This is a genomic window from Ensifer sp. 22521, assembly GCF_052044795.1.
GTDB lineage: Bacteria > Pseudomonadota > Alphaproteobacteria > Rhizobiales > Rhizobiaceae > Ensifer.
This window is the reverse complement of sequence record NZ_JBQENM010000001.1, coordinates 347,681-369,623: the sequence shown is the minus strand read 5'-3', so window position 1 is coordinate 369,623 and position 21,943 is coordinate 347,681. Positions and strand designations below refer to the sequence as shown.

The 21,943-nt window shown below is 62.8% G+C and carries 25 protein-coding genes; 13 read left to right on the top strand and 12 right to left on the bottom strand.

Going from position 1 to position 21,943, the window contains the following annotated elements; translation table 11 throughout:
• Nucleotides 1–36 precede the first annotated feature (36 nt).
• Both wrbA and ACTJKE_RS01725 read left to right on the top strand, forming a co-directional pair.
• Entirely contained in the window at nt 37–669 is a 633-nt protein-coding gene (gene wrbA, locus ACTJKE_RS01730; RefSeq protein ID WP_058320337.1) for an NAD(P)H:quinone oxidoreductase, read from the top strand.
• Nucleotides 669–1,871, top strand: coding sequence for an MFS transporter (locus ACTJKE_RS01725; protein ID WP_440635513.1), 1,203 nt, complete (start codon nt 669–671; stop codon nt 1,869–1,871). The genes wrbA and ACTJKE_RS01725 overlap by 1 nt, the downstream gene beginning before the upstream one ends.
• An 87-nt stretch (nt 1,872–1,958) precedes the next feature.
• Here ACTJKE_RS01725 and ACTJKE_RS01720 read toward each other — a convergent pair whose 3' ends face one another.
• Nucleotides 1,959–2,351 carry a DUF2780 domain-containing protein gene (locus ACTJKE_RS01720; RefSeq protein WP_057250522.1) on the bottom strand — a complete coding sequence of 131 codons (393 nt, stop codon included), beginning with the start codon at nt 2,349–2,351 and terminating at the stop codon, nt 1,959–1,961.
• 247 nt (nt 2,352–2,598) lie between these two features.
• On the opposite strand from ACTJKE_RS01720, the gene ACTJKE_RS01715 reads away from it, so the two are divergent.
• Together ACTJKE_RS01715 and ACTJKE_RS01710 are read left to right on the top strand one after the other, a co-directional pair.
• On the top strand, nt 2,599–4,173 hold the full coding sequence (locus ACTJKE_RS01715) for a helicase HerA-like C-terminal domain-containing protein (RefSeq protein ID WP_057250524.1): 1,575 nt from the start codon (nt 2,599–2,601) through the stop codon (nt 4,171–4,173).
• 95 nt (nt 4,174–4,268) lie between these two features.
• Nucleotides 4,269–4,481 carry an alkylphosphonate utilization protein gene (locus ACTJKE_RS01710; protein ID WP_057250526.1) on the top strand — a complete coding sequence of 71 codons (213 nt, stop codon included), beginning with the start codon at nt 4,269–4,271 and terminating at the stop codon, nt 4,479–4,481.
• A gap of 132 nt (nt 4,482–4,613) precedes the next feature.
• Here ACTJKE_RS01710 and ACTJKE_RS01705 read toward each other — a convergent pair whose 3' ends face one another.
• On the bottom strand, nt 4,614–5,036 hold the full coding sequence (locus tag ACTJKE_RS01705; protein ID WP_057250528.1) for an organic hydroperoxide resistance protein: 423 nt from the start codon (nt 5,034–5,036) through the stop codon (nt 4,614–4,616).
• Between the two features lie 112 nt (nt 5,037–5,148).
• Here ACTJKE_RS01705 and ACTJKE_RS01700 point away from each other — a divergent pair, with 112 nt between their 5' ends.
• Entirely contained in the window at nt 5,149–5,625 is a 477-nt protein-coding gene (locus tag ACTJKE_RS01700; RefSeq protein WP_057250530.1) for a MarR family winged helix-turn-helix transcriptional regulator, read from the top strand.
• Between the two features lie 70 nt (nt 5,626–5,695).
• Here ACTJKE_RS01700 and ACTJKE_RS01695 read toward each other — a convergent pair whose 3' ends face one another.
• The 4 genes from ACTJKE_RS01695 to ACTJKE_RS01680 all read right to left on the bottom strand — a co-directional run bounded on the left by ACTJKE_RS01695 (nt 5,696) and on the right by ACTJKE_RS01680 (nt 10,995).
• A complete protein-coding gene (locus ACTJKE_RS01695) occupies nt 5,696–6,484 on the bottom strand; it encodes a L,D-transpeptidase family protein (RefSeq protein WP_112995366.1) in 789 nt (262 codons plus the stop codon).
• Nucleotides 6,485–6,628: 144 nt separating this feature from the next.
• Entirely contained in the window at nt 6,629–8,962 is a 2,334-nt protein-coding gene (locus ACTJKE_RS01690; RefSeq protein WP_440691079.1) for an EAL domain-containing protein, read from the bottom strand.
• Nucleotides 8,963–9,135: 173 nt separating this feature from the next.
• On the bottom strand, nt 9,136–10,506 hold the full coding sequence (locus ACTJKE_RS01685; protein WP_058320338.1) for a PepSY-associated TM helix domain-containing protein: 1,371 nt from the start codon (nt 10,504–10,506) through the stop codon (nt 9,136–9,138).
• A 120-nt stretch (nt 10,507–10,626) separates the two neighbouring features.
• Entirely contained in the window at nt 10,627–10,995 is a 369-nt protein-coding gene (locus ACTJKE_RS01680) for a hypothetical protein (RefSeq protein ID WP_162728052.1), read from the bottom strand.
• A gap of 207 nt (nt 10,996–11,202) precedes the next feature.
• Here ACTJKE_RS01680 and ACTJKE_RS01675 point away from each other — a divergent pair, with 207 nt between their 5' ends.
• A complete protein-coding gene (locus ACTJKE_RS01675) occupies nt 11,203–11,865 on the top strand; it encodes a glutathione S-transferase family protein (protein ID WP_057250540.1) in 663 nt (220 codons plus the stop codon).
• 30 nt (nt 11,866–11,895) lie between these two features.
• On the opposite strand, the gene ACTJKE_RS01670 is transcribed toward ACTJKE_RS01675, so the two are convergent.
• On the bottom strand, nt 11,896–12,834 hold the full coding sequence (locus ACTJKE_RS01670; protein ID WP_058320341.1) for a LysR substrate-binding domain-containing protein: 939 nt from the start codon (nt 12,832–12,834) through the stop codon (nt 11,896–11,898).
• An 89-nt stretch (nt 12,835–12,923) separates the two neighbouring features.
• Here ACTJKE_RS01670 and ACTJKE_RS01665 point away from each other — a divergent pair, with 89 nt between their 5' ends.
• Nucleotides 12,924–13,133 (top strand): hypothetical protein, encoded by a 210-nt coding sequence (locus ACTJKE_RS01665; protein ID WP_057250544.1) that lies wholly within the window; start codon nt 12,924–12,926, stop codon nt 13,131–13,133.
• A 30-nt stretch (nt 13,134–13,163) separates the two neighbouring features.
• Nucleotides 13,164–13,517 carry an MmcQ/YjbR family DNA-binding protein gene (locus ACTJKE_RS01660; RefSeq protein ID WP_058320342.1) on the top strand — a complete coding sequence of 118 codons (354 nt, stop codon included), beginning with the start codon at nt 13,164–13,166 and terminating at the stop codon, nt 13,515–13,517.
• Between the two features lie 6 nt (nt 13,518–13,523).
• On the opposite strand, the gene ACTJKE_RS01655 is transcribed toward ACTJKE_RS01660, so the two are convergent.
• On the bottom strand, nt 13,524–14,405 hold the full coding sequence (locus tag ACTJKE_RS01655; RefSeq protein ID WP_440691077.1) for a dihydrofolate reductase family protein: 882 nt from the start codon (nt 14,403–14,405) through the stop codon (nt 13,524–13,526).
• Here ACTJKE_RS01655 and ACTJKE_RS01650 point away from each other — a divergent pair.
• Nucleotides 14,307–15,203 (top strand): bestrophin family protein, encoded by an 897-nt coding sequence (locus ACTJKE_RS01650; RefSeq protein ID WP_440691109.1) that lies wholly within the window; start codon nt 14,307–14,309, stop codon nt 15,201–15,203. The two genes, ACTJKE_RS01655 and ACTJKE_RS01650, sit on opposite strands and share 99 nt — an antisense overlap.
• An 18-nt stretch (nt 15,204–15,221) precedes the next feature.
• Here ACTJKE_RS01650 and ACTJKE_RS01645 read toward each other — a convergent pair whose 3' ends face one another.
• Nucleotides 15,222–15,842: a glutathione S-transferase family protein gene (locus tag ACTJKE_RS01645; RefSeq protein WP_113736807.1), complete on the bottom strand. Its 621-nt coding sequence runs from the start codon at nt 15,840–15,842 to the stop codon at nt 15,222–15,224.
• 243 nt (nt 15,843–16,085) lie between these two features.
• On the opposite strand from ACTJKE_RS01645, the gene ACTJKE_RS01640 reads away from it, so the two are divergent.
• Nucleotides 16,086–16,817, top strand: a complete 732-nt coding sequence (locus tag ACTJKE_RS01640; RefSeq protein ID WP_112995363.1) for a DUF4198 domain-containing protein — start codon at nt 16,086–16,088, stop codon at nt 16,815–16,817.
• Between the two features lie 117 nt (nt 16,818–16,934).
• Here ACTJKE_RS01640 and ACTJKE_RS01635 read toward each other — a convergent pair whose 3' ends face one another.
• Entirely contained in the window at nt 16,935–17,306 is a 372-nt protein-coding gene (locus ACTJKE_RS01635; RefSeq protein ID WP_440691075.1) for a DUF4406 domain-containing protein, read from the bottom strand.
• 92 nt (nt 17,307–17,398) lie between these two features.
• Here ACTJKE_RS01635 and ACTJKE_RS01630 point away from each other — a divergent pair, with 92 nt between their 5' ends.
• Nucleotides 17,399–18,151 carry a DeoR/GlpR family DNA-binding transcription regulator gene (locus ACTJKE_RS01630; protein WP_057250557.1) on the top strand — a complete coding sequence of 251 codons (753 nt, stop codon included), beginning with the start codon at nt 17,399–17,401 and terminating at the stop codon, nt 18,149–18,151.
• A gap of 61 nt (nt 18,152–18,212) precedes the next feature.
• On the opposite strand, the gene ACTJKE_RS01625 is transcribed toward ACTJKE_RS01630, so the two are convergent.
• Nucleotides 18,213–19,220, bottom strand: coding sequence for an asparaginase (locus tag ACTJKE_RS01625; protein ID WP_112995361.1), 1,008 nt, complete (start codon nt 19,218–19,220; stop codon nt 18,213–18,215).
• A 71-nt stretch (nt 19,221–19,291) separates the two neighbouring features.
• Here ACTJKE_RS01625 and ACTJKE_RS01620 point away from each other — a divergent pair, with 71 nt between their 5' ends.
• Together ACTJKE_RS01620 and ACTJKE_RS01615 are read left to right on the top strand one after the other, a co-directional pair.
• Nucleotides 19,292–20,029, top strand: a complete 738-nt coding sequence (locus ACTJKE_RS01620) for a DUF3750 domain-containing protein (protein WP_112995360.1) — start codon at nt 19,292–19,294, stop codon at nt 20,027–20,029.
• Between the two features lie 89 nt (nt 20,030–20,118).
• Entirely contained in the window at nt 20,119–20,604 is a 486-nt protein-coding gene (locus ACTJKE_RS01615; RefSeq protein WP_440691073.1) for an NUDIX hydrolase, read from the top strand.
• A 338-nt stretch (nt 20,605–20,942) separates the two neighbouring features.
• Here the strand turns inward: ACTJKE_RS01615 and ACTJKE_RS01610 are convergent, their stop codons facing one another.
• Nucleotides 20,943–21,941 carry an NAD(P)H-quinone oxidoreductase gene (locus ACTJKE_RS01610; RefSeq protein WP_440691071.1) on the bottom strand — a complete coding sequence of 333 codons (999 nt, stop codon included), beginning with the start codon at nt 21,939–21,941 and terminating at the stop codon, nt 20,943–20,945.
• Nucleotides 21,942–21,943 lie beyond the last annotated feature (2 nt).

Below are 21,943 nucleotides of genomic sequence, written 5' to 3'. Positions count from 1 at the left end.
TCCGAACAGCAAGTGCTCAGCAGGAAGGAAGGCCCGATGGCCAGGATACTCGTGCTCTACTACTCATCCTACGGTCATATCGAGACGATGGCGGGGGCGGTTGCCGAGGGCGCGCGCGCCGCGGGCGCCACCGCCGTGCTCAAGCGGGTGCCCGAAATCGTGCCGGAAGCCGTTGCCATCAAGGCGGGCTACAAACGCGCTCAGGACGCGCCGGTCGCGACCGTCGCGGAACTGCCGGACTATGACGCGATCATCATCGGCACGCCGACACGCTTCGGCAACATGGCCGCGCAGATGAAAAACTTCCTCGATCAGGCGGGCGGTATCTGGGCGCGCGACGCCTTGGTCGGCCGCATCGGCAGCGTCTTCACCTCGACCGGAAGCCAGCATGGCGGCCAGGAATCGACGATCCTCGCCACCCATACCGTGCTTCTCCATCTCGGCATGGTGATTGCCGGCCTACCCTACAGCTTCAAGGGTCAGATGCGCATGGACGAAATCACCGGCGGCTCGCCCTACGGCGCCTCGACGCTCGCCGACGACGGCAACGGCGGCGACCGTCGGCCAAGCGCCAACGAGCTGGAAGGCGCACGCTTCCAGGGCCGCCACGTCGCAGACCTGGCGGCGGCGCTGGTCGCCGGTCGTGCGCGCGTTGCGGAGCTTGCCTGATGGCCACGGCCACAACCTTCGTTCGGGAGAGAACAGATTGGGCGGGCGTGATGACGGTTGTTGCCGCCGGCGTGGTCGCGGCCATGCAGGTCGGCAAGGGGCTGATTGCCGGTCCGTTGCTTCAGTCCGACCTCGGGCTCGATCTCCCCGCCCTCGGCTGGATCACCTCGGTCTTCGCCATCGTCGGCGTCGTCGGCGGCATGACGGCGGGCGCGTTCGTCGCGTCGGCCGGCGATCGGCGCCTGCTCGCCATCGGGATGGCCATGTTGGCCCTCGGCTCCTTCGGTGGAGCGGCCAGCCACGCCTTCGCGCTGCTTCTTCTGTCACGCATCGTCGAGGGCTTCGGGTTCCTGCTCGTCGTCGTCGCCGGTCCGGCCATCCTGATGCGCCTGGTGACATCGGATCGCCGCGACCTCGTCTTTTCGCTCTGGAGCTGCTTCATGCCCGCGGGCATGGCGGTCGCGATGTTGACCGGGCCACTTTTTGCCGATTGGCAAGCGATCTGGCGGAGCAACGGGCTGATCACGCTGGCAAGCCTGGTTTCCATCTTCCTGGCCGTGTCGCCGTCTCGGGAAACATCCAGCATCGCCGCCAGCTTCCGGGATGATGCGACCGAAACGCTTACAAGCCGCGGCCCGGTGCTGCTTTTCGTTCTATTTTCGCTCTACAGCCTGATGAGCTTCACGCTTTCCAGCTTCCTGCCGATCCTGTTGGTCCAGCGTATGCACGTCTCGCTCGGGACCGTCGGCCTCCTCAGCGCCATCATCACACTGGTGAACGTCATCGGCAATCTTGCCGCCGGCCATCTGCTGTCTCGCGGCTTTGCCCGCGGCCGGTTGATCGCCAGCGCTGCCTTGCTGACAGGTGTGTTCGGCCTATGGATCTTCCTGAGCCAGTCAGGCGGAAATCTGATCTTCGGACTTTGCGTGCTGTTTTCCGCGATCGGCGGCCTGATCCCCGCCACGCTGATCTCGTCGGTGCCGATCCTGTCGCCGCGTCCGGCGCTTGCGCCGTTGGCAATGGGGCTGCTGATGCAGGGCAGCAATCTGGGGCAGCTCGTCGGGCCGGTCGCGGTCGGAACGGCGATCGAACGCAACGGCTGGTCCTCGGGCGCGGCCTTCATCGGCGTCGGCGCCCTTCTCTGCATCGTGCTTGCAAACACACTGGAGCAGGCCCTGCGAAGCAAGGCCCAACGGCGATGATGGCCTGCATGCAAAGAGCGAATCGCAAAGAAAAACCCACCGGCGGCAAACCGGTGGGTTCGGCATTTCCGGCGGATTGTCCGCGGATCAGACGAACTGGCTGAGGCCCGGAACCGAGGCGACGACTTCGTCGACCACTTCATCGCCTGCCTTTTCCTTGGCAAAGGCGATGGTCTCCTTGGCGAGCGAGGTGATTTCGCCCATGCCGAGACCCTGGCTCATCAGCTGCTGGCCGAGCGCCATGACGCCGCCGCCGCCGATCGCCGACATCAGGCCGCCGAGCAGACCGCCGCCACCCGTGCCTTCGCCATTGTACTGGGCGATGAGCTCGGAGGCGCCCGGAATCGCTTCGATCATCTGGGCAACCGGGCCGTCAGCGGCTTCGCGCTGCAGGAAGCCGAGGATCATGCCGACAGCCTTTTCGGCCGTTGCAGGCTCGATGCCGACATTCTCCGCGACGCGCGTGACCAGTTCATTCATGGAAAAACTCCCTCACTTGGATTTTGACGTTGACGTCAAGGTAAATGATCGCCCACCAAATAACAAGCCGTGAGCAGTGACTATCGGCCCGTCGATAACGCCGCTTTCCGGTCGCGCGCTGGCACAGCCTTGTTGCCGGGCGCAACCGCAGCACCTATAACAGAAAACCAGGCACATTTCGATGACGGGCACTTGCGATCAACCGCGAACCGCCCGCTTTCATTGATGAAACGGAGATGAAGCCCACATGTTGGAAGAAGGCAAGCTCTTTATCGGCACCAGCCGCAAGCCTGATGATTCGATCAACAAGGGCGAGTATCTGGAACTCAAGTTCGGCAACCGCCACGGCCTGATCACCGGCGCCACCGGCACCGGCAAGACGATCACCCTGCAGGTCCTCGCCGAAGGTTTTGCCAATGCCGGCGTCCCCGTCTTCTGCGCCGACGTCAAGGGCGATCTCTCCGGCATCGGCGCGATCGGCGAGCCCAAGGATTTCATCCTGAAGCGCGCCGAGCAGATCGGCCTGCCGACAAATCCTTACGAGTTCCAGGAATTCCCGGTCATCTTCTGGGATCTCTACGGCGAGAAGGGCCATCGCGTCCGCACCACCATGTCGGAAATGGGGCCCCTGCTCCTTTCGCGGCTGATGAACGCCACGGATGCGCAGGAAGGCGTGCTCAACATCGCCTTCAAGATCGCCGATGAGGGCGGTCTGCCGCTGCTCGACCTGAAAGATCTGCAGGCGCTGCTCAACTACATGGGCGACAATGCCAGCGCGCTCTCCAATCAGTTCGGTTTCATCTCCAAGGCCTCGGTCGGTTCGATCCAACGCGAACTCCTGATCCTCGAACAGCAGGGCGCCGAACATTTCTTCGGCGAACCGGCGCTGAAGATCACCGACATCATGCGCACGACCAATGACGGGCGCGGCGCGATCTCGGTGCTGGCGGCCGACAAGCTGATGATGAACCCGCGGCTCTATGCGACCTTCCTGCTTTGGCTGCTTTCGGAACTGTTCGAGGAACTGCCTGAGGTGGGCGACCCGGACAAGCCGAAGCTGGTGTTCTTCTTCGACGAGGCGCATCTGCTTTTCAACGATGCGCCGAAGGTGCTGACGGAGCGTGTCGAACAGGTCGTGCGCCTGATCCGCTCCAAGGGCGTGGGCGTCTACTTCGTCACGCAAAACCCGCTCGACGTGCCGGAAACGATCCTCGGCCAGCTCGGTAACCGCGTTCAGCACGCGCTTCGCGCCTATACGCCGCGCGACCAGAAGGCGGTGAAGACCGCCGCTGACACCTTCCGCCCGAACCCGGACTTCGACTGCGCCACCGTGATCACCAATCTCGGCACCGGCGAGGCGCTGGTCTCGACGCTCGAAGGCAAGGGTGCGCCGTCGATGGTCGAGCGCACGCTGGTGCGCCCGCCGCAATCGCGCGTCGGTCCGCTGACCGAGGCCGAGCGGCAAAAGGTAATGGATGTGAGCCCGGTCCGCGGTCTCTATGACGAAGATTTCGACCGCGAATCGGCCTATGAGATGCTGACCGCGCGCGCCAAGAAGACGGCCGAAGCGCAGGCGCAAGCACAAGAACAGGCCGAACAGCAGACAACGGAAGCGAATACCGGCGGCAGCCGCTGGACGCTGCCCGGCTTCGGCGACGACGAGGCGGCGGCACCAGCGGGCAAGCAGGCGCGGCCACGCAGCTCCGGCTACCAGCGCGAGACGGTCGTCGAAGCCGCGATGAAATCGGTCGCTCGCACCGTCGCGACCCAGGTCGGCCGCGCCCTGGTGCGCGGCATCCTCGGCAGCCTCAGCCGACGCTGAACATAGCCGCGGCAACCGGCAATGCTTGAGGTCGATATTTTGCCCGCGCCCTGATTTCGATCGAGGCGCGTCGTTATTTTGAAAGGAACATTCGCATGGACGTTAAGGATTCGAACGGCGCCATCCTCCAGGACGGCGACAACGTTACCCTGATCAAGGATCTGAAGGTCAAGGGCACCTCGACGACGCTGAAGCGCGGCACGATGGTCAAGGGTATTCGCCTCACCGACAACCCTGATGAAGTCGAATGCCGGGTGGAGAAGATCAAGGGCCTGGTGCTGCGCACCGAGTTTTTGAAGAAGGCATAGCCCACGGCCGACGGCCTTCTCCGTCGGCAGCCACCTGATGCAGCGCCCGCGTGGAACATCATTATCCCTGACAACACAAAAGCCCGGCGGAACGATCCGCCGGGCTTTTGGATTCCGACTGGAATTCAAATATCAGGCGACCGTCAGCTTGACGTCGATATTGCCCTTGGTCGCGTGGCTATAGGGGCAAACGATATGCGCCTTCTGGACGAGGTCTTCGAGAACCGCCTTGTCGACGCCCGGAGACGTAATCTCAAGCGCGGCATCGATACCGAAGCCGGTGCCATCTTCGCGCGGACCAATGCCGACTGTTCCCGTCACTTTCGTGTCTTCCGGAAGCTTTACCTTCTCCTTGCCGGCGACGAACTTCAGGGCGCCGAGGAAGCAGGCCGAGTAGCCGGCGGCAAAGAGCTGTTCAGGATTGGTGCCGCGGGCGCCGTCGCCGCCAAGTTCCTTCGGCACAGTAAGAGTGACATCGAGAACGCCATCGGCGCTCTTGGCCTGGCCAGCACGGCCACCGGTTGCGGATGCAGTGGTGCGGTAGAGAATAGGCATTGGCGGTCTCCTTTGTTTCCAAGTGGATGAGGGTTAGATAGCGCAAAATTCAATTGCGTGCAAATTAATTTTGCAAATTGCATTTTCGCCCTGTTTTTGCGAGAATGCGACCATGGCAAACAAAGCGGCACATATAGATACCATTCCGGAGGAGGCGCTGTCGCTCGGCAAGCAGCTCTGCTTTGCCGTCTATTCGGCGGCGCATGCCTTCAATCGTGCCTATAAGCCGCTGCTCGATCGTTTCGGCCTCACCTACCCGCAATATCTCGTGCTGCTTGCGCTATGGCAACAGGACGAAATGACGGTGAAGCGCATTGGCGAGGAGATAGGGCTCGATTCCGGAACACTGTCGCCGCTTCTGAAACGCCTGGAGGCAGCCGGCTTTGTCGCGCGGCAGCGCGACCCAGGTGATGAGCGACAGGTAATCGTTCGCCTCACGGAGAAAGGCCGCGATTTGAAAAGCGAGGCCTTCGGTATTCTCATAGATATCGGCAAGGCTTCAGGCTGCAGCCTGGAAGAAGCGGGCGAAATCCGCGAGACGCTGCATCAGTTGACGCGGCAGCTCAATTCCGGCCACGGCGCGGACTGACTGCAACCGGATTTGCAGAGGCCGCCCCTCGTGACTGGCGGGATGCAGTGAGCGACGACGCCCGTGGTTGTTAGATGACGAGGATCGGCGCCTTGCCACGCACGCGATCGTAGAGGTCCATGACATCCTGATTGAGCATGCGAACGCAGCCGGACGAGACGGCCTTGCCGATCGACTTCCATTCCGGCGTTCCGTGGACGCGGTAGAGCGTGTCCTGACCATTCTGGAAGATGTAGAGCGCGCGTGAACCGAGCGGGTTGTTGAGGCCCGGCGCCATACCGCCATTCTTGGCCGAATAGGGTTTCAGCTGCGGCTGGCGGGCGACCATGCTGTCCGGCGGGGTCCAGCGCGGCCACTTCTGCTTCCACTGGATGACGCCGCGGCCCGACCAGGCGAAACCTTCACGGCCGAGACCAACGCCATAACGCAGCGCCCTGCCCCCTGGCTGGATCAGATAGAGGTAGCGGTCACCGGTATCGACGACGATCGTTCCCGGCTGTTCGCCAAAGGGATCGCTGACCTCCTGACGATAGAAGCGCGCGTCGATCTGACGGAACGGTACCTCCGGCACCTGATAGCCGCCGTCGTACATGGAGGCATAAATGTCCGAAACATAGAGGCCCTGCGGCGGCAGGCCGGTCGGAACTGGCCCTGGGCCATCCTGCCCCTCATAAACGCCTCCGGCGCGCGGATCGGTAAAGCGTCCCTCGAGCGCAGGATTGCGGAACACAGGCGCCGTCTCATAGCGGAAGACGTCCGTGTTCATCGAGGAGGTGCAGCCTGCAAGACCGGCGGAGGCAAGAGCCAATCCGGACGAGCGGAGAAACTGACGGCGGGAGAAGACGACTGAAGAGGACATCGAACTCTGAAGGGCTTGAGTGCGGCCTGAGGAGTGCTGCATGAAATTGCTTAACGAAATACTACGCACAGCCCCTCGGAATGGGGCGATGCTTGCATTTCCGGCTGGACCGAAGCTTGCGTCTTGGCGTGAAACGAAGAGAACTCAGACGCTGTGAGCGTTGAAACGTGGCTGGCGCATCAGTGTTTCAAAATCCGGCGCGGAGAGCGGCCGGCTGAAGAAATAGCCTTGGATCTCGTCACAGCCGCTCTGGCGCAGGAACTCGACCTGGGCCTGGTTTTCCACACCTTCGGCGATGACGCGCAGGCCAAGATTTTGGGCGAGTGAGATGATCGCCGCGGTGATCGCGTTGTCGTCGAGATCGACAGGAATATCCGCAACGAAGGACCGGTCGATCTTAAGGCGGCGCACCGGGAAGCGCTTCAAGGCGCTGAGGCTAGAATAGCCGGTGCCGAAATCGTCGATTGCCAGGTGCACGCCGATCGCCTGCAGCTCATGCATGGTGGCAATCGCCCCCGGCACGTCCTGCATGATCAGGCTTTCCGTCAGCTCAAGCTCGAGACAGCAGGGCTCAAGACCGGTTTCGGCGAGAATTGCCGCCACGTGACCTGCCCAGTTGCGCTCGCGGAACTGGCGCGCCGAAACGTTGACGCTAACGATCAGCGGCGGCAGGCCGTCATCCTGCCAGTCCTTGGCCTGGCGGCAAGCGGCGCGCAGCACCCAGTCGCCGATCGGCACGATCAGCCCGGTTTCTTCGGCAAGCGGAATGAACTCGGCCGGCGAGACCGTGCCCCGCTCTGGATGACGCCAACGAAGCAAGGCTTCGGCTGCGAAAACGCGGCCATTCGCAAGGTTCATCTGCGGCTGGAACTGCAGAAAGAATTCTTCATGTGCCAGCGCCCTGCGCAGCTCCTCCTGCTGACGCAGCTTTTCGTGCGCCTTGGCGGCCATTTCCTCGGTAAAAACCTGCAGATTGTTGCGCCCGAGCTCCTTGGCCCGATACATCGCCATGTCGGCATTGGCGAGCAGCTCGCCGACGGTCTTGCCCTGATTGGGAAAGCAGGCGACGCCCATGCTGCAGGTGACTTGCAGGCTTCGGCCCTCGATCTGCATCGGCCCCGCGATGGCGCGGCGAATATCTTCAAGCCTTGCCAGCACGACATCCCGTTCGCAGGGAAGGCCGTTCAGAAGCAGAATGAATTCGTCGCCGCCGACACGCACGACCATATCCGACTTGCGCACCGACGAGCGCATGCGGGAGGCGGTGACCTTCAACAGCTCGTCGCCGGCCGCATGGCCGAGCGTATCGTTGACCAGCTTGAAATTATCGAGATCGAGGAAGGCGAGCACCGCCCATTGACCGGTGCCGCGCAGGGCCTCCAGCGCCTCGGCGACCTGCTCCTCGAACAGCGCCCGGTTGGGCAGGCCCGTCAGCGCATCATGATGCGCCATGAAACTGATACGGTCCTCCGCGTGCTTGCGCTCGATTGCAATACCGGCGAGATGCGCCGCCATCGCAATCAGCTCCTTCTGCCCTTCGTTGGGAACGCAGACCGCGCCGGAATAGAGCGCAAATGTGCCAAGCACCTTGCGGTCGCGCGAATGGATGGGAGTCGACCAGCAGGAGCGGAAACCATAGGGTCGAACGAGCTCGCGATAATCGTCCCAGAGAGGATCGGCGAGAATGTCCGAGACGATCACCTGTTCGCCGCGCCAGGCCGCCGTGCCGCAGGAGCCCATGCGAGGGCCGATCTCGACGCCATGGATCGTCGCGCAATAGCTCTCGTCGAGGCTTGGTGCCGCGCCATGGAACAGGTGGCGGCCATCGGCCGACAGCAACAGCACCGACCCCTTGATGCCAGGCATCAGCGCCTCGATCAGCAGGATCATGTCGCGGAAGAATTCGTCGAGCGGTCGGCTGTTGGCGATCATTTCCAGTAGGCGGGCCTGCCCTTCGAGCAGGCGTTCGGCCGCCTTTCTGTCGGAGATATCGCGCGACACGCCGACGACGCCGACAATCTCGCCGCGCTTGTTGCGCAGCGGCACCTTGGAGGTCATCAGCCAGCGGTCGCGGCCCTTGCTGACGATCGCCCGTTCCTCGATGCCGAAAATCGGTTCGCCGGTTTCGATGACGCGGCGCTCGATGTCGGCGATCGCCTGTGCCATGTGCGGCGGATGGAGATCGAAGTCGGTCTTGCCGACGATATCCTTGAGACCTTCCAGGCCGTTGTCGGCAACAGTCACCTGGTTGGCGATGAGGAACCGCCCTTCGACATCCTTGGCATAGATGTAGTCGGGCACATGGTTGATCATCGTCTCCAACCAGTAGTGGCGGTCGGCGATGTCGGGTTCGGTCGGAAAGATCCGCGCAACTTCTTCCGCCAGCCGATGGCTGGCATCGATCAGGCGACGTGTATCCTCGTTGCCGCCAGCATTTAAGGCGGCATATCGCGGATTGCGAGACGTGTTCTTCGCCAAGCAAGGCCTCCCGACGCGCTCAGCCGCGTCGCTGGTCGATCTTTCCCCACTTCACGTTAGACGAGCAAGAGTTAGCCCTTCCTAAATAACTTGTAGAAAAATCGTGCAGAGGTTGCAATCTCCAAGTTGCGTGCCTGAAAAGAAGGGGTGACGGCGCCACCCCTTCGTCGATTTCAGGACAGACGTCGGCGCGCCGCCGGCGCGAGCATCAGCAGTTGGTCGGCCACCACCATGATAACGATCGCAAGCCCCGTCAGCGGAAAAGTGAGGCCAAAGAAAATGGCCATGATCCACAATCCTGCATAGACACTGCGCTTCGGCGGCATCGGCGGCACCCCGACGCGCCCCGCCGGGCGACGCTTCCACCACATGACGACGGCGGAGAGCGAGATGAGCACGATGGACAGGCAGGCGGCAAGCATCAACAACTGATTGGCGCGCCCCCACTCCTGCCCCTTGTGCACGTTGATGCTCCATTCGATCGCCTTTCCGAGCGCCGGGTAATCGCCAAAGGCTACATCGACAAGCGGTTTGCCGGAGTACTGGTCGATGTGGATCGTGCGCTCCCGTGCGAGCTCGGCCGGAAAGATCGCGGCCGTGTAGACGCCGCTCTCATCGGTCGGGAGCGCCAGCTCATAGCCGGGCAGCATGCCGGCCTCATCGGCGATCGCGACCGCGCGGTCTATGCCGACCGGCTCGGCGCCGACGCCGCTCGACGTCGGGACCGGAGCATTCTCCATCAGCCAGTTCGCCCTGGGGAGGACATCGGTCGAAACCTTGGTCGAGGTTGGCACCTGGTCCCAAAGCACCGCGGGATAGCCGAGCCCCATGGCCGTCAGCTTGCCGTTGACGGTGGCGCCCCAGTAGCCGGACCACAGAAGACCGGAGAAGGCGAGGAAGACGATCAGCAGCCCGGCGACGATGCCGGTCACGGCATGAAGGTCACGCCAGAACACGCGGCGCGCGGGCGTGCCGCGCACGGTCAGCACACCGCCGGTCTGCTGGCGCGGCCACCAGAGATAAATGCCGGTGAAGACCAGCAGAATGGCAAAGCCCGCAACAATCTCGATGATCGTTTCGACCGACTTACCGAAATAGTCGAGGCTGTGCAGGTCCTCGACCACCTGATTGAACTCTTCCGTGGGCGCGACGTGATCGAGGATGGCGCCGGTATAGGGATCGACGAAGACCAGCATTTTGGCCTTGCCGATACCCACCGTGACGCGCGCCGAGCGATCGGCACCGGCGGGTGTGCGATAGGAGACGGCGGCGCTGCCGGGCACGGATTCGACAGCGGTGGCGACGATCGCCGAAGGCGGCAGCCGTTCGGTCCCGGCAGGCACGATGTTGCGATAGGCGAAGACGGTATCGTCGATCTCGTCGTTGAAGAGATAGAGGCCACCGGTGACGGCCAGGCTGATCATGAACGGGATGACGAGCAGGCCGGCAAAGAAGTGCCAGCGCCAGATGGCGCGATAGAGGGAAATGCCGCGCTCGGCGGCGACCGGCTGCGCTGCGGCGCCGGTAAAGGATGCGGTTGTCATGGGTTTCTCCGGGAAATCCGCATTATCGCGGCTTCGCCTCGTGATGGTCGGGTCGGTCGCGGATCACGGCCGGCGACGTCGAACAGCAGTTTCGACGCCTGGGAGGCCGTCAGCCGCCGCTCAAGCGGATATCAGGGAGAAACCCGATGGTGGCGCCCTAGGCCCTGTGCCGCCGCGGAGCACACCGCGAACAAACAGAAGTTCATTGGCAGGAACCGACACATGCCAGGCGAGAGATAGCGGTGGTGCGGCGATCGGATACGGCGCCGGCAGATCAGCGGAGGCGACGAGGCAGCAGGACTGGCATCCATGGCCTTTCGTACCACCTTTTCCGTCGGCATCGTCGTGGCCGGTGAGGCAGAGATCGGCAAACGTTCCATCGGGAAGCGCGTAGGCGGTCGTATCAGGCGCAACCGGCATGGCGACCGCCGGCTGCTGGATCAGGGCCGAGATGACGAGGACAAGCGCGCAGAGCAAACGCGCCGCCATGTCCGTCAACCGATCGCCTAGAAACCGTCGCGCCAAAAGTGCCCCCAAAATCGACTGCGACAGCTAAAGACCAACGGCGCGAAAGGCAAGCGGGCAATGGGCCGCATGGCCTATCAAAAGATTTCATGTGTGGTATCAGCGGCGCCGGCTTTCGCCGTCCAGCACGCTTGGCTTAAGACAAGGTCACGGCAACGACGGGAGGACGACATGCTGACGATCTACGGAGTCTATCGCTCGCGCGCATCGCGCAATTACTGGATGGCGCGGGAGCTCGGAATCCCCTTCACGTCCGTTCCGGTCATCCAGGCGCGCCGGGTTGCAGATCCGCTTGCCGCCGATGCGCCCATCAACACCAAGTCGCCGGCCTTCCTCGCCGTCAACCCGATGGGTCTGATTCCGGCGATCGAAGACGACGGCGTCGTACTGACGGAATCGCTTGCCAACAATCTTTTCCTTGCGCGCAAATACGGCGGCCCGCTGGGACCGGCTGATATCCGTGAAGAGGGACTGATGGGCAACTGGACGATGTGGGCGGCGACGGAGGTCGAGCCGCATGCGGTGCAGATCATCCTCACCTACGACTACGGCACTGAGGAAACCGACCAAGGCAGGGCAACGATCACTACCTGCGCCAAGTCCCTCGACAAGGTGTTTACTCGCCTGGAAGAGCACCTCGACGGGCGCGACTACCTGGTTGGCGATCGCTTCACCGTAGCCGACCTCAACCTCGCGGAAGTCTTCCGCTACGCCATGAGCCAGAAACAGCTCTTCGAGAAGCATCCACGCGTTTCGGCCTGGCTTGCCCGCTGCCATGCCCGCCCGGCTTTCAAGGCGATGATGGAAGAGCGGCTGAAAGAGCCGGCGGATTGAGCCGTCCGGAGGTGGGCTCGTTTCAAGTGATCAGCGCATGGTCGCCGCGTCGAAGCGTACGCGCGGCGCCCTGAGATCGAGCAGGCGCATGCCCTCCTCCACCTCGTCACGAACCCAGCGCTTGAAGGCGGCTGCGGCCTTGCTTTCCCGCCGCGATGGCGAGCTGACGAAGTAGTGGCCGTAGCCGGTGCCCACGCGGATACCGAAGGGCACGACCAAACTGCCTTGGGTGATCGCGAAGCCGGCGAGCGTCTGCCAGGCGAGCATGACCCCCTGCCCCGAGATCGCCGCATCGAGCACCAGCGACGCCTCATTGAACGTGTGGCGCACGCTCATTTCGGCACCGGAGAGGCCGACTTCGCGAAGCCACACCTCCCAGCTGAACATCGAGTGACCGTCGATCACGGCCGGGAGCTTTAGAATATCTGCAGGTACACGCAAGTTCTCCGCCATGGCCGGCGAACAGACGGGAAAGACCTCCTGCTGCAACAGCAGTTCGGATTTCACACCAGGCCAATCGCCCGAGCCCACACGGATGCCGACATCCACATCTGATGTATCGAGATTGACGAGCTTGGTCGTAGCGTCGATGCGCAAGCGAATGTCGGGGTGGCGCTCGGCGAAACGGTTCAGCCGATAGACCAGCCAGCGGGCGGCAAAGACCGGTGCCACCGAGATCGTCAGCACCGACTCGTCGCGTCGCCGAGCCGAGGCCACGGCCTCCGCCAGCTCCTGAAAGGCGTTGCTGAGGCGGACGAGGAAACGCAGGCCAAAGTCGGTCGGGACGAGGCCGCGCGGCGTGCGCTCGAACAGGATGCGGCCAAGCTGGGCCTCCGCCTTGGCAATCTGCTGGCTGACGGCGCCTGAGGTCACGCCGAGCTCCTCGGCAGCAGCCGCCAACGAACCAAGGCGACCGGCCGCTTCCACGGCGCGAAGCCCGTTCAAATGGACGGAATTCAGATCTCTCATATAGTTTTCCTAAACCCGTTCGGTGCTATTCTCAATTGAAAAGACAGCGAGACAGGCAGATCATCCAAGCATCGAAAGGATGGGCCGCCATGTTGAAGCTTCTCTCGATGTTGACCGCATTCGCCACTTTTGAAAGTCGGAAGCAGGATACGCGACTAGCCTGGGCGCGTGACCCGCTGCAGCACCCGGATCTCGAGCGGATGGACGAACGCGAACTCGGTGATCTGCCCTTCCCCGGCTGGCCCTGGCCGCGCGCGGCCGAGTGCGCCAGCGACTGCCTGCAAGCCGGGGGCCGGTGACGGACAATGACCCTGTGATATGCTGACGGGATGAGCGAGGATCTCGACCGCAATTTCGCACGGGTCGTCAAGCTGGCGGAAGCCGCCGGCTTGCCGGAGGTTACCATCGGCACCTCCTACGGCACGCCGGCACTGCTGGTGAAAGACAAGAGCTTCGTGCGCATGAAGGACGGCGACACGCTTGTCGTCATGTGTGCGCTCGAGGAAAAGGAATTGCTGCTGGAACTCGACCCGCAACTCTATTTCGAGACCGATCACTACAAAGGCTGGCCGGCGATGCTGGTTCGGCTTTCGGTGATCGACGATAAGAGCCTGACCGGGCGACTGGTTGCAGCCTGGCGCCAGAAGGCGCCAAAGCGGCTTGCTGCGAAACTCGCCGGCTGACCGCTTTCAGCTTCGATCCCCGACCTTGTAGATCAGGCAAACCTTGCCGTCATCGACCCTCTTCACGTCATCGAGTTGCACGTAGTGGCGCTGGGCGATGGTTTCGAACAGCGCCTTGCCCTTCCCCACCACCAGGGGATGGATAGTGAGACGCAATTCGTCGATCAGGCCGTGATCCATCAGGCTCGACACGGTGCGAGCGCCGCCGACGACATAGATGGTCCGACCCGGCTGGCGCCTTAGCTGCTCGATCTCGGCAGCATCGCGAACGATGGTGGCGTTGGCCCATTGCACCTCCGAGCGCTCTTTCGAGAGAACATAATGCGGCGTGCTCAAAGCAAAATCCGTAAATTCGATCTCCTCCTGCGTCGGCACCTTGCCGGTAAACTCCAGCGGCGCATGCGGATTCTGTTTGATCGCGCTCCAATATTGCTCATAGCCCGAATACATGCCGCTCCCGAGGACGCAGGCATCGATCTCAGGCAGGAGGTCGAAGGTGTCCGACCAGGAATCGACCCAGTCCGTATAGCCATCCGGTCCATCGATCATCCCGTCGATGGACATCTGCATGCCGGCAACCACCTTGCGCATCGTCGTTGTCTCCCTGTTGGCGTTACGCAACAAGGACGTGCGCGCGGCGACTGAGCCGACATAGGCGGTAAAAATCTCGCGCCGGCGGCTGGCGGCATCCAATGAGCGGCCTTCCATTTCAGAGCTCGCGCCTATACCGGTGGAAGCTGACGGCCACACAGGTGTTCTTCCATGATCGTTCGCGACCGCCCCAGCCTTCTGAAACTGTTCTTCATCCTCAGAGGATCGGTCATTCAGCGGATCTTTCCGCAGGTGCTGTTCGTCTTCGGCCTTTCCGCCTTCGTCGTCTGGGCGCACCGTGCCGATCCCGGCATCGTTCCAAGCGTCAACAGCGGCCCTTTCGCCTTGCTCGGCATTGCGCTCTCGGTGTTCCTCGGTTTCCGCAACAACGCCTGCTACGACCGCTGGTGGGAGGCGCGGAAGGATTGGGGACAACTGATCTTCACGTCGCGCGATCTTGCCCGGCAGACACTGGTCATGGTCGACGCCAAAGCTTCGGAGAATGCGGCGCGGCAACGGCTCCTCAACATCGCCATCGCCTTTGCTCACGCCCTGGTTGGCCACCTGCGACCGGGCAATCATGCAGCCAGGGCGCTCGCGCGACTGCCCGACGATCTCGCTCCCGGCTACAAGGCAAGCCGCAACGCGCCGGACTACCTCTTGCGTGAGATGGGCCGCGATCTCGCCGGCTTGCGTGCTTCGGACGCGATCAGCGACTTTCAGTGGGCCCAGTTGGACGGCACGGTCGGCAGGATGTCGGCGACGCTTGCCGCCTGCGAGCGCATCCGCAACACGCCGGTGCCTTTCGGCTACACGCTGCTCCTGCACCGCACCGCCTATCTTTTCTGCTTCCTGCTGCCCTTCGGCTTTGCCGATGCGCTCGGTTGGGCCACGCCCTTCGTCACGGCGCTGGTCGCCTACACCTTCTTCGGCCTCGATGCACTCGGGGACGAACTGGAGGAGCCGTTCGGCGTGTTGCCGAACGACCTGCCGATCATGGCGCTTGCCGAAACGATCGAGATCAACCTGCGCGAGGCGCTCGGCGAGACAGACCTTCCGCCCTTGCCGCAGCCCAAGGACTACATCCTGATGTAGCCCAGATGGTCGCGCGGCTCAGGCCTTGAGCGTGGCCAGGACCCGGGCAACGGCCGGACGCGCGGTCATGCGGTTGCGGTGATCCAGGATTTTCGGGAAACGCGCGGGATCCACACCGTCCGATTCGAGCCAGCCGGCGATGGTGAAAAGGTAGGGATCGGCAACCGAATAGGTCTCGCCCAGGACGAAGGGGCCTTCGAACATCTTGTTCTCGATCAGCTCGAAGCAGGCCGCCATGTTGGAGGCGACCTTGGCCTTCATTGCCTCGTGCGCCGCCGGATCGTCGGCCCAGCGCGCGCCGCGACGTCCATGGGCATGGGCGACATGCACCGTCGAGCAGAGATAGTTCATGAACGACTGCAACTGCGCAAAAGCAAAGGCATCGCCCCTTGGTGCGAGGTTCGCCGCCGGATGTGTCTCAGCGATATAGGTGAGGATCGCCGGCGTTTCGGTGATGACGCCCCGGTCGGTCAACAGCGCCGGCACCCGGCCCTTCGGGTTTACCGCGAGATAGTCGGGCTTGGTCTGTTCCGCGGTCGAGAAATCGACGCGGCGTGCCTCGTAGTCAGCGCCCGCCTCCTCCAGCGCGATATGCGAGGCCAATGAGCAGGTGCCCGGGGCATAGAACAATTTCAACACTTCAACTCTCCTCTACGATCATACGGATCGGACGACGTGGTGCCGACAGACCCGACCCTGCCCTATCAATTCTGGCGGGCGGAAGCGGAATGCTGTCGGTGAACCGTGCGCTTCCTAACGTTTCAACTCCAGACCAAACCAAAGATCGGCGGCAGAAGAAAGGATGTCACCCCGATTGACAAGCCCGAACGGATTTCAATAGAACATAATTGTTACGTTATAACATTTTTTCTGGAGTCGCTTATGAAAACGGTCTTTTCAACCCTCATCGCTGCTGGCCTGTTTGCCGCCGTCGCCACACCCGCCTTCTCCCATGGCGCATGGATCGGCGAGCGCTGGGGAACGCTGGCGGTGATCTACGGCCACGGCCCCGCGGACGAAGCCTATGATCCGGCCAAAGTGAAATCGGTTGCGGCCGTTGGCGAAGACGGCAAAGCGCTGCCGGTCACGGTCGTGCCTGCGGACAATCACGCCACCCTGAAACTCGACGGCGAGCCGGCGCTCATCGCTCTTGAGTTCGACAACGGCTATTGGAGCGAAGGCGCCGACGGCAAATGGGTGAACAAGCCGAAGAACGAGGTGCCTGGTGCCAAGCAGGCGAGCCATTCGGTCAAATACAGCATCGCGCTGGTGCATGCGCATGGCGCACTGCCGGCCTTCCCGGCACAGCCGCTGCAGATCATCCCGCTCGACAACCCTGTTGGCCTGAAGCCGGGCGAGAAATTTCGTGTCCGCCTCCTGCTCGACGGCAAGCCGCTCGAAGGCAAGGAAATCACCCTTGACTATGCCGGGCTGCCCGATCTCGTCTCCGAAAAGACGAACGCGAATGGCGAAGCGGAAGTGACGCTGCGCAACGCCGGCGTCAACATTCTTGCCGTCAGCCACGCGATCCCGCTCGAAGGCAATGTCGCCGCCGACAAGAAAGGTTTGACGGCCACGCTGACCTTCGTCGCCGAGTCGCACGTGCACGAGTAAGCCGGCCGCCTCCCTTCATCGCCGCGCGGAAGCGATGCTCGGGTTGGGTCCGAGGTTGAGGTGGAGTTCAGAAGCATAGCCAAGGCCCGGCAGATATCCCTGCCGGGCCGTTTCCGGTCAGGCAACCCGCGCCTCGCCGCAACCGGGCACGTCTTCCAGGCGGTAGTAGACGGGAATGCCGCGTTCACGGGCGATGCGCACGTCGTTGTCGGCACCCTTGCTGTCGCCCGGCAGACGCAGCACCGCGTCGCACAGTGCCAGCAAGCGGCCGGCGACGGGATGGAAAATTTCCTCGTAGAGGTCGTCCCCGATGCGCTCGCCACCCGCCGCATTCCACACGGGCAGCGCCACCCATTCGCCGATGACAGGCACGTGCCCGGCCCGAAACAGCGCATAGGACGGCTCCTCCAGTCGCTTCAGGTTGGCGGCCATCTTGGCCGGGTCGTCTCCGGTTCCCGAGCGATAGGGCCCCGCGATCAAAATCAGCATGATCTTCTCCAAATTCTTGCACGAAATATCCAGATCATTCTGGAATATTCACGATATTTCGTGCAATATCGTGAAGAGTCAAGGAGGTATTCATGCTGACAACACAGAGACGGGCTTTGATTTCGGCACGGTTGGCGCGCGACGGCGAGATCGTCGCCAAGCGCCTGGCGGACGAACTGGACCTCTCGGAAGACACGATCCGGCGCGATCTCCGCGAGATGGCGGCGGAAGGTTTGCTGAAGCGCGTACATGGCGGCGCGCTGCCGCTGGTCCCGCCGCTACCAAACTTTACCGCACGGCAGGAGATTGCCGGCGACGTCAAACACCGGCTTGGGCGAAAGGCCGCGACGATGATCGAGGCGGGCCAGACGATCTTTCTCGACGGCGGCACGAGCAACGCGGAAATCGCGCGGGCACTGCCGCGGGAGATGCGGCTGACCGTCGTCACCCACAGCCCGACGATTGCCGCCGAGCTCGAACGCCACGAAGCCGAAGTGATCCTGATCGGTGGCCGGCTCTACAAACATTCGATGGTTGCGACGGGCGCGGCGGCGCTCACCGCCATCGCCGGCATCCGCATCGACCTGTTCTTCCTCGGCGTCACCGCCATTCATCCGGTTCACGGAGTTTCCACCGGCGACTTCGAGGAGGCGGCCGTCAAGCGCGCGATCCTCGCCCAGGCCGCCGACACCTATGTGCTTGCGACAGCGGAGAAATTCGACGCAGTTTCGCCACATCGCGTGGCCGGAATCGCCGATCTCGCCGGCTTCATCGTACCGGTGGAAATCGAGCGCCAGATGCTAACGCCCTATGACGACGCGAGCGTTGTGATGATCGGCGCCTGACGGTGCCAGCGCGCCGAGGCTGTCCGTGAGGGCTGCAGGTGAGAACCGTCGCCCGCGAACCTCAGGCGGCGAAAGCGTCCGTGACCCTGACGTCGCCGACATGGATGCCGTTCCAGTTGTACATCGAGTGATTTGCCTGCGCCATCAGGGCCGCGTGCAGGTCCGGCTCATCCCTGAAGAAGCGCGCAAGCGTTGCCGCCACCATCGCTTCGGCGGCGCGGGTCGTGCCGTCCTCGCATTTCAGCGCGATGGCGATGCCCTTTTCCGGGATGGCGGCACAGAACACGCCTTCGGCACCGGTCTTGGCGAAGATGCGGCCGGGGGCCGTTTTCATCAGCCGGGTGCAGGCGCGCTTGGTTCCGGCCACGTAGAAGGGCTCGACCATGCAGGCCTCGATCAGCCGCCTGGAGGCCCGGGCGCGTTCGGGTCCAAGACCGACGCCGGTCGCCATCTTGGCAAACCCGTGGGCCAACCCCTTGAGCGGAACGGCGTAGGTCGGGATCGAGCAGCCGTCGACCCCGCAATTGTCCGTGCCGAGGATCGCCCCGGTCAGGCTTTCCATCGTGCCGCGGATTTCCTGCTGCAGCGGATGCTCGTAGCCGACATAGCCCTTCACCTTGGTGCCTGAATGGCAGCAGGCGCAGATGAAGCCTGAGTGTTTGCCGGAGCAGTTGTTATGAAGCGCTGTCGGCGCTTCCAGGCTGCGGGCCTGGCCGATCAAGGTCTTCTGGTCGGACGACCAATGGGCGCCGCATTCGAGCGCCGAGACGTCGAGACCCGCCGCCGCGAGCATCTTTGCGGCAAGCTCCACATGCTCCGGCTCGCCGGAATGGGAGGAGCAGGCAAGCGCCAGTTCCCTGTTGCCGAAACCGTAGGCGTCGGCCGCACCGCTTTCCATCAAGGGCAGCCCTTGCATCGCCTTGCAGGCGGAGCGAGGGAAAACGGCGGTGTCAGTCTCACCGAGCGAAAAGACGGTCCGGCCATCGCCGTCGACGGCGATCACAAGTCCGCGATGGCGACTTTCGACGAGGTTTCCGCGGGTGACTTCGACGAGAACGGGATTCGACATGCCTTGCCCTCAAATTTCCGAAATTGCTCCGTGCATTTAGCAGGAATCTTAAGCCAGGAAACGGAGTTTTCATGAAATTCGCCCGCAGGCTCGCCGCCGCCTTTCTCATCATCTACCTTCTGCCGGCGCTAGCCTCGGCCGGCTGGTGGTACATGCAGGACCGGCCACAGAGCTGGCGCTCTGCCGACTGGTCCTCGGCGGGCATCCTGCCGAAGACAGCCGAGAGCCCCGATGCGGGGATCTACGTCTTTTCGGCAACGACCGGCGGCATGAAGGGCGCCGTCGCCAGCCACGCCTGGATCGTGACCAAGCAACAGGGCGCCCTCGCCTACAACCGCTACGACAAGGTCGGCTGGGGCAAGCCGATCCGCCGCAACGCCTATCCGGCCGATGCGCGCTGGTATTCGAACGAGCCGAGATTGGTTGTTTCGATCACCGGAACCGAAGCCAGCCGGCTGATCCCGAAGATCGAAGCGGCGATCGCAAGCTATCCCTATGACGCACCCGGCGGCTATCGGATCTGGCCGGGCCCGAACTCCAACACCTTCGTCGCCCACGTGCTGCGCTCCGTGCCGGAACTCGGCGCCGTGCTGCCGCCCGACGCCGTCGGCCGCGATTATCTGCCGGAGGGCAAGTTGTTCCAGATCGATGCCGATGGCCGTGACATGCACGCCACGCTCTATGGCGTCGCCGGTATCTCGGCTGGTGTTCGCAGCGGCCTCGAACTGCACTTTTTCGGCCTCGTCGCCGGATTTGATTTCGCGAAGCCCGGCATCAAGATCCCGGCGCTCGGACGCTTCGGGGTGTAAACGACGCCAGAACCGAGGCGACGAACATTCGCGGTTGAAGGCGCTCTCCCCGCATTGCATCTTCCGGCGTCGAATCAGGAGGACGCCCGATGCATGAGATTCCGATCAGAAGTTTCGCCGTTTCAGTCGTCGTACTGCGCCCCGCGGAGAACAGCTGCGAGGTTCTGCTTCTCCGCCGTACCGGCACGCTCGCCGGAACGTGGTGCCAGGTCGCCGGCGCGATCGAGGCGAACGAGACGGCCTGGCAGGCGGGCCTGCGTGAAGTCGAGGAGGAAACGGGGCTCAGACCTGATCGTTTCTATTCGGCCGACATCTGCGAGCAGTTCTATGAGGCCGATCGCAATGCGATCAGCCTGTTGCCCGTCTTCGTCGGCTTTGCGCCTGATGACGCCACGGTCCGGCTGAATGCCGAGCACAGCGACTTTCGCTGGGTGAGCTTTGACGAAGCGATCCGCATGGTGCCCTTTGCCGGGCAACGGAAAGTCTTGAAGCACATCCGGGAGGAGTTCATCGACAATGAACCGAACCCGTGGCTGCAGATCCAGGAAGCGTCACCGGCTGGCGCAGCTTGCTAGAAATGGAAAAGGGCCGCCCGAGGCGACCCTTCCCTGAGTTCTGGCCAAGTGAGTGGCCCGGGCTCTAGGCCCGAAGGAAGGCGGGGATCAAGCCGAGGGCTGCCTCGACGTGTTCACCTCTCCCATGCCCTTCACCAAGACCGAAATCTCATTAGACATTGGATCACCTTCCTTTCTGTTCGTTGCTGATGCGTTGAAGGTAAGCGATCTGTCACCGATTGCAAGGGCGACTATGGTCGAAGATCGCATTGCTTCGTCACGTCGCAGAAGCATTACGATCGTTCCGGTCACATGGACATGATGTTCGTTCCGATCACATGGACATGATGACCTTCGGGTCACATGGACATGATGATCTTGCCGATATGGTCGCCCGTCTCCATCTCGCGGTGCCCGTCGGCCACCTTGGCAAAGGGCAGCACGGAGTGGATCACCGGTGAGACCTTGCCCGCCTCGAGCAGCGGCCAGACCTTTGCCACCAGACCATCGCGGATCGCCTGCTTCTCCGCCGGCGTACGGGGACGGAGCGCCGAGCCCATCACATGCAGACGCTTTGTCAGGATCGGCGCGATGTTCGCCGCCTCGACTTTGGCGCCGCCGAGGAAGGCGATGATCGACAGGCGGCCGTCCTTCGCCAGCGAAGCGATGTTGCGGTCGAAGTAACGCCCGCCGACCATATCGAGGATGACGTCGACGCCGCGTCCATCCGTCTCTTCGATAACGACCGTTTTGAAGTCCTCTTCGCGATAGTTGATCGCGCGCTTGGCGCCGAGCGACTCGCAAGCCTGGCATTTTTCGGCGCTGCCGGCGGTGACGAAGACCTCGGCGCCGAAGGCCTTGGCAAGCTGGATCGCCGTCGTGCCGATGCCACTGGAGCCGCCATGGATGAGGATCGTTTCGCTCGCCTTCAAGCCGGCCATGTCGAAGACATTGGCCCAGACGGTGAAGAAGGTTTCGGGCAGAGCCGCCGCCTTCACCGCGTCATAGCCCTTCGGCCAGGCCAGCGCCTGGCTTGCCGGGACTGCCGCATATTCCGCATAGCCGCCGCCGTTGGCGAGCGCGCAGACTTTGTCTCCGATTTGAAATCCTTCCGCACCCGCGCCGAGCGCCACCACCTCGCCGGCCACTTCAAGGCCGAGGATCGGACTTGCACCCGGCGGTGGCGGATAGTCGCCCTTGCGCTGCAAGACATCGGGACGGTTGATGCCGGCCGCCTCCACCCGAACGAGGATGTCGCCCGGTTTGATCTCAGGCAACGGTCCCTTTTTCAGGACCATGTTTTCCGGTCCGCCTGGGGCCGGAAGATCGACGAAGTTCATTTCTGACGGAAGGGACATGG

Coding starts and splice junctions, on each gene's coding strand:
- wrbA (WP_058320337.1), top strand. CDS start 37: ATGGCCAGGATACTCGTGCTCTACTACTCATCCTACGGTCATATCGAG.
- ACTJKE_RS01725 (WP_440635513.1), top strand. CDS start 669: ATGGCCACGGCCACAACCTTCGTTCGGGAGAGAACAGATTGGGCGGGC.
- ACTJKE_RS01720 (WP_057250522.1), bottom strand. CDS start 2,351: ATGAATGAACTGGTCACGCGCGTCGCGGAGAATGTCGGCATCGAGCCT.
- ACTJKE_RS01715 (WP_057250524.1), top strand. CDS start 2,599: ATGTTGGAAGAAGGCAAGCTCTTTATCGGCACCAGCCGCAAGCCTGAT.
- ACTJKE_RS01710 (WP_057250526.1), top strand. CDS start 4,269: ATGGACGTTAAGGATTCGAACGGCGCCATCCTCCAGGACGGCGACAAC.
- ACTJKE_RS01705 (WP_057250528.1), bottom strand. CDS start 5,036: ATGCCTATTCTCTACCGCACCACTGCATCCGCAACCGGTGGCCGTGCT.
- ACTJKE_RS01700 (WP_057250530.1), top strand. CDS start 5,149: ATGGCAAACAAAGCGGCACATATAGATACCATTCCGGAGGAGGCGCTG.
- ACTJKE_RS01695 (WP_112995366.1), bottom strand. CDS start 6,484: ATGTCCTCTTCAGTCGTCTTCTCCCGCCGTCAGTTTCTCCGCTCGTCC.
- ACTJKE_RS01685 (WP_058320338.1), bottom strand. CDS start 10,506: ATGACAACCGCATCCTTTACCGGCGCCGCAGCGCAGCCGGTCGCCGCC.
- ACTJKE_RS01680 (WP_162728052.1), bottom strand. CDS start 10,995: ATGGCGGCGCGTTTGCTCTGCGCGCTTGTCCTCGTCATCTCGGCCCTG.
- ACTJKE_RS01675 (WP_057250540.1), top strand. CDS start 11,203: ATGCTGACGATCTACGGAGTCTATCGCTCGCGCGCATCGCGCAATTAC.
- ACTJKE_RS01670 (WP_058320341.1), bottom strand. CDS start 12,834: ATGAGAGATCTGAATTCCGTCCATTTGAACGGGCTTCGCGCCGTGGAA.
- ACTJKE_RS01665 (WP_057250544.1), top strand. CDS start 12,924: ATGTTGAAGCTTCTCTCGATGTTGACCGCATTCGCCACTTTTGAAAGT.
- ACTJKE_RS01660 (WP_058320342.1), top strand. CDS start 13,164: ATGAGCGAGGATCTCGACCGCAATTTCGCACGGGTCGTCAAGCTGGCG.
- ACTJKE_RS01640 (WP_112995363.1), top strand. CDS start 16,086: ATGAAAACGGTCTTTTCAACCCTCATCGCTGCTGGCCTGTTTGCCGCC.
- ACTJKE_RS01635 (WP_440691075.1), bottom strand. CDS start 17,306: ATGCTGATTTTGATCGCGGGGCCCTATCGCTCGGGAACCGGAGACGAC.
- ACTJKE_RS01630 (WP_057250557.1), top strand. CDS start 17,399: ATGCTGACAACACAGAGACGGGCTTTGATTTCGGCACGGTTGGCGCGC.
- ACTJKE_RS01625 (WP_112995361.1), bottom strand. CDS start 19,220: ATGTCGAATCCCGTTCTCGTCGAAGTCACCCGCGGAAACCTCGTCGAA.
- ACTJKE_RS01620 (WP_112995360.1), top strand. CDS start 19,292: ATGAAATTCGCCCGCAGGCTCGCCGCCGCCTTTCTCATCATCTACCTT.
- ACTJKE_RS01615 (WP_440691073.1), top strand. CDS start 20,119: ATGCATGAGATTCCGATCAGAAGTTTCGCCGTTTCAGTCGTCGTACTG.
- ACTJKE_RS01610 (WP_440691071.1), bottom strand. CDS start 21,941: ATGTCCCTTCCGTCAGAAATGAACTTCGTCGATCTTCCGGCCCCAGGC.